The 11501-nt window shown below is 69.5% G+C and carries 12 protein-coding genes and 1 pseudogene; 5 read left to right on the top strand and 8 right to left on the bottom strand.

The genetic code is table 11. The annotated features are described in order from the left end of the window. Together AB7F93_RS13610 and AB7F93_RS13605 are read left to right on the top strand one after the other, a co-directional pair. On the top strand, positions 1-674 hold a 674-nt coding region (locus AB7F93_RS13610; RefSeq protein ID WP_428303450.1), incomplete at its 5' end, for an SIS domain-containing protein. A 73-nt stretch (positions 675-747) separates the two neighbouring features. Further along, positions 748-1962: an MBL fold metallo-hydrolase gene (locus AB7F93_RS13605; protein ID WP_428303449.1), complete on the top strand. Its 1215-nt coding sequence runs from the start codon at positions 748-750 to the stop codon at positions 1960-1962. A 7-nt stretch (positions 1963-1969) separates the two neighbouring features. Here AB7F93_RS13605 and AB7F93_RS13600 read toward each other — a convergent pair whose 3' ends face one another. The 3 genes from AB7F93_RS13600 to AB7F93_RS13590 form a co-directional block, all read right to left on the bottom strand. Then, positions 1970-3205 carry a CaiB/BaiF CoA transferase family protein gene (locus AB7F93_RS13600; protein ID WP_428303448.1) on the bottom strand — a complete coding sequence of 412 codons (1236 nt, stop codon included), beginning with the start codon at positions 3203-3205 and terminating at the stop codon, positions 1970-1972. Between the two features lie 18 nt (positions 3206-3223). Continuing rightward, positions 3224-3985, bottom strand: a complete 762-nt coding sequence (locus AB7F93_RS13595) for an SDR family NAD(P)-dependent oxidoreductase (RefSeq protein WP_428303447.1) — start codon at positions 3983-3985, stop codon at positions 3224-3226. A gap of 178 nt (positions 3986-4163) precedes the next feature. Continuing rightward, a complete protein-coding gene (locus AB7F93_RS13590) occupies positions 4164-4769 on the bottom strand; it encodes a 2-hydroxychromene-2-carboxylate isomerase (protein WP_428303446.1) in 606 nt (201 codons plus the stop codon). A 106-nt stretch (positions 4770-4875) separates the two neighbouring features. On the opposite strand from AB7F93_RS13590, the gene AB7F93_RS13585 reads away from it, so the two are divergent. The 3 genes from AB7F93_RS13585 to AB7F93_RS13575 all read left to right on the top strand — a co-directional run bounded on the left by AB7F93_RS13585 (position 4876) and on the right by AB7F93_RS13575 (position 7559). Next, on the top strand, positions 4876-5874 hold the full coding sequence (locus AB7F93_RS13585; protein ID WP_428303445.1) for a class 1 fructose-bisphosphatase: 999 nt from the start codon (positions 4876-4878) through the stop codon (positions 5872-5874). A 33-nt stretch (positions 5875-5907) separates the two neighbouring features. Continuing rightward, positions 5908-6750 carry a TauD/TfdA dioxygenase family protein gene (locus AB7F93_RS13580; RefSeq protein ID WP_428303444.1) on the top strand — a complete coding sequence of 281 codons (843 nt, stop codon included), beginning with the start codon at positions 5908-5910 and terminating at the stop codon, positions 6748-6750. A 65-nt stretch (positions 6751-6815) separates the two neighbouring features. Beyond that, positions 6816-7559 carry a metallophosphoesterase family protein gene (locus tag AB7F93_RS13575; protein ID WP_428303443.1) on the top strand — a complete coding sequence of 248 codons (744 nt, stop codon included), beginning with the start codon at positions 6816-6818 and terminating at the stop codon, positions 7557-7559. A gap of 15 nt (positions 7560-7574) precedes the next feature. Here AB7F93_RS13575 and AB7F93_RS13570 read toward each other — a convergent pair whose 3' ends face one another. The 5 genes and pseudogenes from AB7F93_RS13570 to AB7F93_RS13550 form a co-directional block, all read right to left on the bottom strand. Beyond that, a complete protein-coding gene (locus AB7F93_RS13570) occupies positions 7575-8144 on the bottom strand; it encodes a class I SAM-dependent methyltransferase (RefSeq protein ID WP_428303442.1) in 570 nt (189 codons plus the stop codon). A gap of 81 nt (positions 8145-8225) precedes the next feature. Further along, the gene (locus tag AB7F93_RS13565) at positions 8226-9680 is read right to left on the bottom strand and encodes a coniferyl aldehyde dehydrogenase (RefSeq protein WP_428303441.1); all 1455 of its coding nucleotides are present in this window, start codon (positions 9678-9680) and stop codon (positions 8226-8228) included. Positions 9681-9770: 90 nt separating this feature from the next. Then, entirely contained in the window at positions 9771-10412 is a 642-nt protein-coding gene (locus tag AB7F93_RS13560) for an MT-A70 family methyltransferase (RefSeq protein ID WP_428303451.1), read from the bottom strand. A 64-nt stretch (positions 10413-10476) separates the two neighbouring features. After that, positions 10477-11217: a BglII/BstYI family type II restriction endonuclease gene (locus AB7F93_RS13555; protein WP_428303440.1), complete on the bottom strand. Its 741-nt coding sequence runs from the start codon at positions 11215-11217 to the stop codon at positions 10477-10479. Between the two features lie 15 nt (positions 11218-11232). Beyond that, positions 11233-11501: pseudogene (locus AB7F93_RS13550) on the bottom strand (glutamine--tRNA ligase); the annotation flags it as partial.

Below are 11501 nucleotides of genomic sequence, written 5' to 3'. Positions count from 1 at the left end.
CGGACTTGAAGCTCATGACCCACGCCGGGCCCGAGATCGGCGTCGCCTCCACCAAGGCCTTCACCACGCAGCTCACGGCGCTGATGCTGCTGGTGATCGCGCTCGGCCGCCGGCACCGCCTGGACGCGGCCGCGGAAGCCGAGCTGGTCGACGAGCTGCGTCGCCTGCCGGCCGCGGTGCAGGACACGCTGGTGCTGGACGAGCCGATCGAGGCGCTGGCGCCGGATTTCTCGGACAAGCACCACGCGCTGTTCCTGGGGCGCGGCGTGCAGTATCCGGTGGCGCTCGAAGGCGCGCTCAAGCTGAAGGAAATCTCCTACATCCACGCCGAGGCCTACGCCGCGGGCGAGCTCAAGCACGGGCCGCTGGCGCTGGTGGATGCCGACATGCCGGTGGTGGCGGTGGCGCCGAACGACCCGCTGCTCGAAAAGCTCAAGTCCAACATGGAAGAAGTCCGCGCCCGCGGCGGCCGCCTGCTGGTGTTCGCCGACGCGCAGGCCGGGCTCGACGCCGGCAACGTGGCGCTGGTGAACGTGCCGACCGACGGCATCCGGCACCTGACGCCGGTGCTGTTCACCGTGCCGCTGCAACTGCTGGCCTACCACGTGGCGGTGATCCGCGGCACCGACGTCGACCAGCCGCGCAACCTCGCCAAATCCGTGACGGTGGAGTAGGGCACCCAGCCCCGTGTGATTCGCCCTTCAGCGCCGCCTACACTGCGCCCAAACAACGCGCGCAGGAGGGGGTATGTGTCAGGAAGTCGGCCACGCAGTCCAGCTTGCACTGTCGCGCCGCGGTTTGCTGAAGGCGGGGGCGGGCGCCAGTCTCGCGGCGGTGTCGTTGATGCTCGGCGGCGCGCCGCTCGCAGCGGGCGCGGCCAGCACGGGCAGCGCGCGCGGCGATGATGGCAAGCAGTACGACACGCGCCTGATCCTGCTCGGCACCGCCGGCGGGCCGGCGTGGTTTCCGGGCAGCAACCGGCGTGGCATCGCCTCCGCGTTGCGGGTGGGCGAGTCCACGTACATGGTGGACTGCGGCGACGGCGCCGCCGGGCAGCTGGCCCGGGCGTTGATGAACGACAGCGACCAGCCACAGACCTTTGCGCTGCTGGAGCCGCTGCGGGCGCTGTTCTTCACGCACCTGCACTCCGACCACGTGGTCGATTACAACAACCTGCTGTTGCAGGGCTGGACGGCGGGCCTGGGTCGGCGCCAGCCGCTTGAGGTGCTCGGTCCCGGGCCGCGGGGCGAGTTGCCGCCGGTGTTCCAGGTGCCCGGCCGGCCGGCCAAGGAGCCGCCGGCCGTGTTCCCGGAGGCGCCGACGCCGGGCACGGTGCAGATGACGGATGGCATCTTCCGGGCCTTTGCGACTGATCTGAACGACCGGATTCGCGACTACCTGTGGCCGGACCTGCGCGGGCTGGTGCAGGTGCGGGACATCGCGCTGCCGACCATTCCGGGCTTCGTCACCCCCAACCAGACGCCGGCGCCGCACATGGCGCCGTTCGAGGTGTGGTCGGATGCGAACGTGCGCGTCACGGCCACGCTGGTGGCGCACGCGCCGGTGTTCCCGTCGTTCGCGTTCCGTTTCGACAGCGCGGAGGGCTCGGTGGTGTTCTCGGGCGACACGGCGCCGTGCGACAACCTGGTGCGCCTGGCGCGCGACGCCGACGTGCTGGTGCACGAGGTGATCGACGCCGCCTGGGTGGACCGGCTGTTCCCGCCGCCGTTCGACGAGGCCATCGACGCGCTCAAGCACCACCTGCTGTCGGCGCACACGTCCATCGAGGACGCCGGCCGCGTGGCCGAACGCGCGGGCGCCAAAACGCTGGTGCTGAGCCACGTGATCCCGCACAACCTCGGTGACGATCGCCTCAAGCTCGCCGGGCGCCATTACTCCGGACGGGTGGTGCCGGGGCATGATCTGGACACCATCGGCGTCGGCCGCCGGCGCGCGGCCTGACGCGGTATCAGCGCGCCGCGGTCGCGGGCAGCGGCTCGCGGTGCAGCACGCCGGCGGCTTCGAGCGCCGCCACGCGCGCCGCGTCGTAGCCGAGATGCCGCTGCAACACCGCCGCGTTGTGCTCGCCCAGAAACGGCGCGTCGAGTTCGAGCGGTTCGCTGAACGCCGAAAAGCGCAGCGGCACGCCGGGAATCTCGAACGCGCCAAGCGCCCGGTCCACCACAGTGCGCACGGCGCCGCGCGCCTCCACCTGCGGCAGGCGCATCACTTCCGGCACGGACAGCACCGGCGCCACGGGCACGCGCTCGGCCTCCAGCCGGCGGATGGCCTCGGCATCGTCGCCGACCGCGGCGAGCCAGGTTTCGATCAGCGCCGCCACCTCGTCCACGTGCTGCACGCGGGCGGCGTTGCTGGCGTAGCGCGGATCGGTCGCCAGTTCCGGGCGGCCCAGCACTCGGCAGAGCTGATCCCACTGCTTGCCGAGCCCGACGATGACCAGATAGCCCTGCGCGCCGCGAAAAATGCCAAGCGGGCAGACCGAGAAATGCTGGCGGCCGGTGCGCCGCGGCGCGACGGCGCCGCCACTCAAGCTCGCCGCCTGCACGGCGATTTCCTGGCCGTTCAGGTACACATCCAGCAGGCTCACGTCGAGGTATTGCCCCGGCCCGCCGCGCTCGCGGTGCAGCAGCGCGGCGAGCACCGCCGCCAGTGCAAAGCCGCCGGTGGCGGCGTCACCGAACGCGAGCTGCGGAAAGTAAGGCGAGCCGTTTTCCTCGCCGATCAGGTCGGTGAACCCGGCGTAGGCCTGCGCGATGTAGTCGTAGCCCGGCAGGCCGGCCATCGGCCCGGTCTGCCCGAAGGCCGAGATCGAGCACATGACCAGCCGCGGGTTCAGCGCGTGCACGGTGTCCCAGTCGAGGCCCAGACGACCGATCGCACCGGGCGCAAAGCTCTCGACCAGCACGTCTACCGTGCCGGCCAGCTCGCGCAGGATCTGCCGGCCCTCGGCGCTGCGCGCGTCCACGCACAGGCTGTGCTTGCCGCGGTTCTGCTGCACGAAGTAGCCACTGCGGCCGTCACGGATGAACGGCAGCAGGCGCGCGAGATCGCCGCCCGGCGCAAGCTCCACCTTGATCACCTCGGCGCCCATCTCGGCCATCAGGCGCGTGACCGTCGGCCCGGCCACCACCTGCGTGAAATCGAGCACGCGGTAGCCGCTGAGGATGTGCGCCTGGTCGGCCATGGCGGCTTTCAGATGCGGTCAGCGCGCGGTCCAGCCGCCGTCCACCACCAGCTCCGAGCCGGTCATGAACGACGACTCGTCGCTGGCCAGAAACAACACCGCCGACGACACCTCGTCCGGGTCGGCCGCGCGGCGCTGCAACTGCACGCCGAGCATGCGTTGGCGCACCTCGCCTTCCTTGGCCAGCAGGCCGTCCAGCATCGGCGTGTCGATCAGCCCCGGGTGGACCGAGTTGACGCGGATGTTGAAGTCCGCGAGATCCGCCGCGGCGGCCTTGGTCAGCAGGCGCACCGCGCCCTTGCTGGCGCAGTAGGGCGAGGCCATCGCCCCGCCGACGATGCCGAACACGGACGAGATATTGATGATGCTGCCGCCGTGGCCCTGATCGCGCATCGTGCGGCCGACGGCGCGCAGGCCGAGGAACACGCCACGCGCATTGATGGCCATCACCCGGTCCCACTCGTCGGCGCTGATGTCGAGCACGGACGCGGTGCTGCTCGCCACGCCGGCGTTGTTGACCAGCACGTCGATGCGCCCGAAGCGTGCGCAGGCGTCGCCCACCACGCGGTCCCAGGCGGCCTCGTCGGTCACGTCGTGCGGCCAGGCGGCGGCTTCGGCGCCGGTGGCCTGCACGGCGGCGAGCGTTTGCGCGAGGCCTTGCTCGTTGCGGTCGCTGATGGCGATGCGGGCGCCTTCGCCGGCCAGGCGCAGCGCGTGCGCGCGGCCCATGCCGGAAGCCCCGCCCGAGATGAATACGACCTTGTCCTTGACGCGTGCCATCGGGTTCTCCTTGCCTCGTGGTGTTGAAAAAGAATGATGGAAATGGCGGTTGTATTGGTGGCTCAAACAGCCGAACTGTGCCGCTGGTTCGTACTGTGGGAGGCCCGCCCTCGGGCCAATCCTTATCGGATTCGCGGCGAGGGCGCCGCTCCCACAGTCCTTCCGCGGCGGGCGTATTTCAAGCGCGCGATGACGCCCGCGCGGCCCCAAGTTCGGTCAGGTGCTCGGCCAGAAAATCGAGCCGGTCGTTGCCCCAGAACACCTCCTCGCCGACCACGAAGCTCGGCACGCCGAACACGCCGACCGCCTGCGCCTGCTGCCAGTGATCGGCAAGGCGTGCCAGCAGCGCCGGGTCGTCGGCCGCCCGCGCGAGTGCGTCCGGGTCGAGCCCGGCGCGCTGGCCGGCCTCGCGCAGCACGTCAAGGTCGCCGATGTCGCGGCCCTCGCCCCACTCGGCGTGCATCACCTCGATCACGTACTCGGGCAGGCGCCCCTGCTGCTCGGCGAGCAGCGAGGCCGCGCCGGCGCGCGTGGGGTCTGTAGTCACCGGCGGCGGGGTGAAGGGGATGCCCATGCGCCGGCACCAGCGGCGCACGTCCTGGCGCGCGATGGGCAGCTTGCCCTTGGCGCGTTCCGGCGAGGAACGGCCGTCCCAGCCGCCGAGCGGGCGCCACTGCACGTCGCAGTCGAAGCGGCCCAGCACCTCGAACATCGTCTTCGACGCGAGGTAGCAATAGGGGCTGCGGAAGTTGAAGAACACCTTCACGGCGACGGCTGCGGGCATGGTTTTCTCCTCCGGTGGCGGGCCGCAGCTTAGCAGCCGCGCCCGCGCCGATCGGCTATTCTGGCGGGCCTTTTTTTTGTTGCCGCAGCAGCGTCAGGACAGTGCCATGAGCGAGCGCGTATCCCTTCTCCAACACCTCACGCAGGCGGCCCGCGCCGGGCAGCTCGACCCGGCGCTGGCTCTGGTGGTGCAGCAGATTGGCGCCGCCAGCCGCGAGATTTCGGCCGCACTGGCGCGCAGCGCGCTGGCCGGCGTGCTGGGGGCGATGGATAGCGCCAACGCCTCCGGCGAGACGCAGAAAAAGCTCGACGTGCTGTCGAACGACGCCTTCATGCAGGCGCTGTCCTGGACCGGCGCGGTGGCCGGCATCGCCTCCGAAGAACTCGACGGCGCCTACCGCGTGCCGGGCGCGAGCGGCGGGTATCTCGTGCTGCTGGACCCGCTGGATGGCTCGTCCAACATCGACGTCAACATCTCGGTCGGTTCCATCTTCTCCATCCTGCGCGCGCCAAACGGCGCGGCGGGTCTCACCGACAGCGATTTCCTGCAGCCGGGCAGCCGTCAGGTGCTGGCCGGCTTCACCGTCTATGGCCCGGCGACGGTGATGGTGCTCAGCTTCGGCCACGGCGTGCAGGGCTTCACGCTCGACCCGGTCAGCGGCGAGTTCCTGCTGACGCAGCCCGACATCCGCATCCCGGAGCGCACGTCCGAGTACGCCATCAACGCGTCCAATCAGCGCTGGTGGCAGCCGCCGGTGCAGCGTTATGTCAGCGAATGCATGGCCGGCAAGGAGGGGCCGCGCGGGCGCGACTTCAACATGCGCTGGGTGGGCTCGATGGTGGGCGACGTGTACCGCCTGCTGACGCGCGGCGGCATCTTCATGTACCCGCGCGACACCAAGGACCCGGCCAAGCCCGGCAAGCTGCGTCTGATGTACGAGGCGAACCCGATCGGCTACGTGGTGGAGCAGGCCGGCGGCGCCGCCAGCACCGGCTACGAGCGCATCCTCGACATGCAGCCCGAGAAGATTCACCAGCGCGTGGCGGTGATCCTGGGTTCGAAGGAAGAGGTGGACCTGGTGGTGAGTTATCACCGGGGCGGCTGAGACAGCCCCGCGGCCCGGCAGGCGAGCGGACCGATGCCTTACCCGGAGCTTGACGTGCGGCCGGTGGCGGGTGCCCTCGGCGCCGAGGTGTTTGGCGTCGATCTCGGACAGCCGCTCGACGCCGGTCTGATCGACGCCATCCGGCGCGCCTGGCTCGAACATCTGGTGCTGTTCTTTCGGGACCAGCACCTCGACGCCGACCAGTACCTCGCCTTTGCCCGGCGCATCGCGGAGCCGGTCGAATACCCCATGCTGAAAGGGCTCGACGGCTACCCGCTGATCGTGCCGGTGGTGAAGCTGGCACACGAGCGCGTCAACTTCGGCGGCCTGTGGCACTCGGACACGGCGTATCTGGACACCCCGCCGATCGGCGCCACATTGCTGGCGCGCGAGATTCCACCCGTCGGCGGCGACACGCTGTTCGCCAACATGTACCTCGCCTACGAGGCATTGTCGGACGGCATGCGGCGGATGCTGGAGGGTCTTCGCGCGGTCAACAGCTCGGCCAAGGCCGACGTCACCAGGACGCGCGAGGATCGCCTCGCGGACAGCGGCGCCAAGCTCGGGCCCGGCACGGAACTCGCGTCGGTGCACCCGGTGGTGCGCACGCACCCGGAAACCGGCCGCAGGCTGCTGTACGTGAACGGCGGCCACACGGTGCGCTTCGACGGCATGACCGAGGCCGAAAGCGCACCGTTGCTGAACTACCTTTTCGCGCACCTCACGCGGCCGGAATTCACCTGCCGCCTGCGCTGGCAGGTCGGCACACTCGCGCTGTGGGACAACCGCTGCACGCAGCACAACCCGATCAACGATTACCACGGTCACCGGCGCGTGATGCACCGCATCTCGCTCGGCGCCGAACGGCCCGTCTGAACCCGCCGGGCGCGCGGGCGGCGGTGGTATCTTGTGCGCCCCCACTGAACGACTGTTTGCCTTCCATGCACCGCCTTCTGCGCCTGGCGCATTGCTCGGACATTCACCTCGACAGCGACTACTTCGGCGGCGACTGGAACCGCTCGCGCCGCGACCGCGACCGGGCACAGTTCGAGGAACTGCTCACCGCCATCGAGGCTCGTGAGCCGGATCTCATGCTCCTGGCGGGCGACCTGTTCGACCACAACCGCGCCAGCGTCGAGACCATCGAGTGGGCCTGCGAGCGTCTGGCGGCGCTGCCGTTCCCGGTGGCGATGATTCCTGGCAACCACGACTGCCTGGCCGAGAACGCCATCTACCACCGCCACGACTTTGCCGCCGCCGGCCTGCACCTGCTGCTGGACCCGGACGGACAGACGGTGACGCTGGACGCGCTCGGCGTGGCGGTGTGGGGCAGGGGAGTGATCGACCATCACCCGGGGCACCGGCCGCTGGCGGACCCGCCGGCGCGGCCGGATCCCAGGCTGTGGTACCTCGGAATGGCGCACGGCGTGCACGTGCCGGCGGCGGGCGAGTCGCGCAATTCCTCGCCCATCCACGCGCACGAAATCGAGGATGCCGAGTTCGACTACCTCGCGCTCGGGCACATCCACTGCGCGCGAGACGTGTCGGCCGGTGCCACCACCGCCTGGTACAGCGGCGCGCCGCACCCGGTGCTGGGCGAGCCGGGCAGCTTTCTGTCGGTGACGCTGGAGCCCGGTCAGACGCCGGCAGTCACCGTCTGTCGCGTGCCGCCCACGGCCCGATAGCTCCGGGCGGCTCGCTCAGGCGACGCAGCGATACACCAGCGCTGGCGGTGCGTTCAGCAGCACCGGGTGGATATCCAGCCGACCGAACAGGGCTTTCAGACTGCGCCGGAAGCGGCGGCTGGTGGGCAGCACCTGGGCGTGCATGAAGCTGTACGACACGAAGCTGCCGCCCGGGCGCAGGGCCGCCCGCACCGCGTCCACCACCTGCGCCTGTTGTGTGGCGCCGAAATTGGCAAACGGCAGGCCGCTCACCACCGCGTCGACGGCCTCGATGCCCCGCTCGGCCAGCACCTGCGGCAGGCTCTGCGCGGCGGCGTGAATCACCTCGACCCGCGGGTAACGCGCAGCGGCGAACCGGGCAAGGTCAGGGTCGAGTTCGAGCGCCAGTATCCGGCAGGCAGGGTGCGCCCGCTCGGCCAGCAGACGCGTGAAGGCGCCGGTGCCGGGGCCAAGTTCGACGATGACCCGGGAGCGGGCAAAGTCGATCGGGTTGGTGATTTCCCCGGCCAGCATGGGGCTGCTCGGAAACGCTGCGCCCATCCGCAGCGGGTTGGCCAGGAAGGCACGCAGAAAGCGGATATCCAAGTCAGCCTCCCTCCCAAGAAGCGATTGGGCGCGCACAGTACGCGCCGCCTCGCCCCGGCACAAGCTGCGCGACGGTGCCCGTTACAGCCAGCGCAGCGCGAGCTGCATCACGCGCTCAAGACGCGGCCCGTACGGCGGGCGGATCAGCGACTGCACCGACCAGCGGCTCTGGTACAGCACGCTCTTCTGGTGCGAGAAGGTGACGAAGCCGTCGAAGCCGTGATAGCGGCCGATGCCGCTCGGTCCCACGCCGCCGAACGGCAGCCCCTCGTGGGCCACGTGGAACAGCACGTCGTTCACGCAGGCGCCGCCGGAGACGGTTTGATCCAGCACGCGCGCGGTGCGCTCGGCGTTCTCGTCGAAGTGGTAGAGCGCCAGCGGCCGCGGGTGGCTGTTTACGTAGTCGATGACCTGCGCGAGGTCGTCGTAGGTCTTCACCGGCAGCACCGGGCCGAAGATTTCCTCCTGCATCACGGTCATGTCGTCGGTGACGCCGAGCAGCACGGTCAGCGGCAGCACGCGCTCGCCCTCGCGCGGCGCAGCGCCGCCGGGGTTGATCTCGACAACCTCGGCGCCCTTGGCGCGGGCGTCCGCGATGTGGGCCTTGAGGCGCTCGAAGTGCCGCTCGTTCACGATCCAGGTCAGATCCGGATTGCCGGCGAGCGTCGGGTAGCTGCGCGCGACCGCCGCGTGCAGCGCCTGCAGCAGCTCCGCGCGCCGGCCGGTCGGCACGAACACGTAATCCGGCGCGATGCACGCCTGCCCGCCGTTCAGCAGCTTGCCCTGCACGATGCGTGCGGCGGCGACGTCGAGCGGGTAGTCGGCGCTGATGATGGTCGGCGACTTGCCGCCAAGCTCCAGCGTCACCGGCGTCAGGTTCTCGCTCGCCGCGCGCATCACGATGCGCCCGACCTGCGTCGAGCCGGTGAAGATCAGGTGATCGAACGGCAGCGCCGAGAAGTGCGCGGCGACATCGGCGCCGCCATTGACCACGGCCACCTCGTCCGGCGTGAAGGCCTGGTTGACGATGGACGTCACGACCTCGGCCGTGCGCGGGCAGAACTCTGAGGTCTTGATGAGCGCCCGGTTGCCGGCGGCGATGGCGCCGATCAGCGGCGACAGCGTCAGCAGCACCGGCACGTTCCACGGGCCGATCACGCCGATGATGCCGCGCGGCTGATAGTGAATCCGCGCCTTGGCGAGCGGGAACTGCGGGCTCCAGCCGGCGCGGCGCGGGCGCATCCAATTTTTAAGGTGCTTGCGGGTGTGGCGAATCTCGCCGAGCAGGCCGATCACGTCCGCAAAGAACGTCTCGTGCCGCGAGCGGTGGCCGAAGTCGGCATCGACCGCGTCCAGAATCCGCTCGTGATGGTCCACCACCGCCTGGCGCAGGCGCTTCAGCGCCTCGATGCGGTGCTCGTAACTGGTCGGCCCGACGCGCAGAAACGCCGCGCGCTGCGCCTCGTAGAGCGGCAGCAGCGGGTTGTCCGTCGCCTGCGGGGCGCTGTGCAGGGCCAGGCGGTTAGTGTCGTTCATTGCTCGCTCCTCACGATCGTTGGGCCATCGAAAATCCGTTTTCCACGTACGCCTGCCACCCGCATCGGGGTGGCGGGCGGTACCGCGCAGCTACTTGCTCGAACCGGACTTGCTGCCGTAACCCCGCGGGGTCTCCAGCAGACGTAACTGCGGTTCCACGTGCCCCTTGCGCCGGGCCACACCGTGGTACGAGTTCTCCTCAACGTCCTCGTTACCCCACTGGTGCCAGCCTTCGCGCGGAAAGCGTGCAAACAGTTCGAGATACGGACCGGGCGAGCAGGCCTCCACGATGTCGTATATCTCGTCCGGCTTGCGCGAATGCTCGCGCTTGCGGGTGGCCAGCAGGTTCACCTGCGTACGGCCCGGCGGCAGCGTGCGCATGCTGCCGCGCACCCCGAACAGCACCAACTCGGTGACGTTGCGGAAGTAAAAGCCGACGCCGCGACCGTCCGATCCGCCGTCCTTGCGCACCTTGTGCCAGACGAGGTTCGACTTGTAGGTGAATCCCCACGCCTCCATCACGCGCAGGCCCTCGGCCAGCAACGCATTGGGCACCCACAGGTAAAGGTGCGATCGGGCCGCGGCCAGTTTGGCGACCGGCAGTTCGAGAATCTCTCGCTGTTCCATGGTCGGGTAGCGCAGCAGGCGCCGGTGCTCGGGCGCCACCTTGCCGGTGCGGTTCTGAAACTGCCACGGCGGGTCCGCCAGGATGGTCGCGTACTGGCCGGTCATCTTGGCCAGCAGGTCCTCGGCCGGGTTCGGCTCGGTCAGGCTGTAAATCTTGGCAGTCAAGTCCTTACTCCCCGCTGTGCACCGTGACGACCTGCGCCGGGATGCCAATCAACAACAACGGACACGGATTCCCGACGCCGCGACGCACGCGATCTTCCAGCTTTCGCCAATGCGTAGTCGCCTCGCCGAACTTGTCCGACACGAAGGCGTGCGCCCAACCGTCCTCGAACGAGTTTCTTGCCTTGGCCGCCTGCTCGATAAGCCCGATCTGGCGCTGCGTCGGCGCGTAAAACCGCGATGCCGCGGTCAGATCCCTGATGCCCGCTTGCCGGGCGAAAGCCGCCACCAGGTCGCGCAGCGCATTGTGCAGTGACTCGCCGCGCGTGACGATGGCGCCGACGGATATCACGCCGTCGGCATGCAGGCGTTTGAAATTTTCGAGATCCCGATCGAAGAACGGATCCTTGTTGTTCCACTCGATTTCGAGCGCGAACGTGCCGCCGGCAAAACGCTTGACGTGGTCGATTTCGTGCGAGGTCGACTCCTTCTCAACGCCATCGACGATCTTCCTGATCACAAAGTTGTGCCTGCGCCAGCCGTGCGTGTCGGCGAGCGCGCGGCGCAGGCGCTGCGTCATGGCGCCCTCGCCGCCACCACCGCGCACCAGTTCCTCCACCGGAATTTCGATCCCCGACAGGGCTTCCTCCAGCTCGGCCACGGCCTCCGGCATGTCGTGCCGCAGGATCGCTTCCGCGTGGTGCAGGGCGAGCACCTGAAAGCCCTTGTTCTTGAGTTGTTCGAACATGTCGTTGGTTGCGGCCTACCCGCGCGCGGCCACCTTGGCCCACGTGTCCCGCAGCGACACGGTGCGGTTCCACACCGGCGCGCCGGGGCGGCTGTCGGGGTCGGGCGTGAAGTAGCCGAGGCGCTCGAACTGCACGGCGCCGCTGGCGTCGGCGAGAGACGGCTCCAGCAGGCAATCGCGCAAAACGTCCAGCGAATCCGGGTTCCGCAGCGACAGGTAGTCGTCGTGGCCGGCCGGGTCCGGCACGGCAAACAGGCGGTCGTACAGGCGCACCTCGGCGGGCA

The organism is Immundisolibacter sp. (genome assembly GCF_050250495.1).
Lineage (GTDB): Bacteria > Pseudomonadota > Gammaproteobacteria > Immundisolibacterales > Immundisolibacteraceae > Immundisolibacter.
This window is presented reverse-complemented; position numbering and strand designations above follow the sequence as displayed.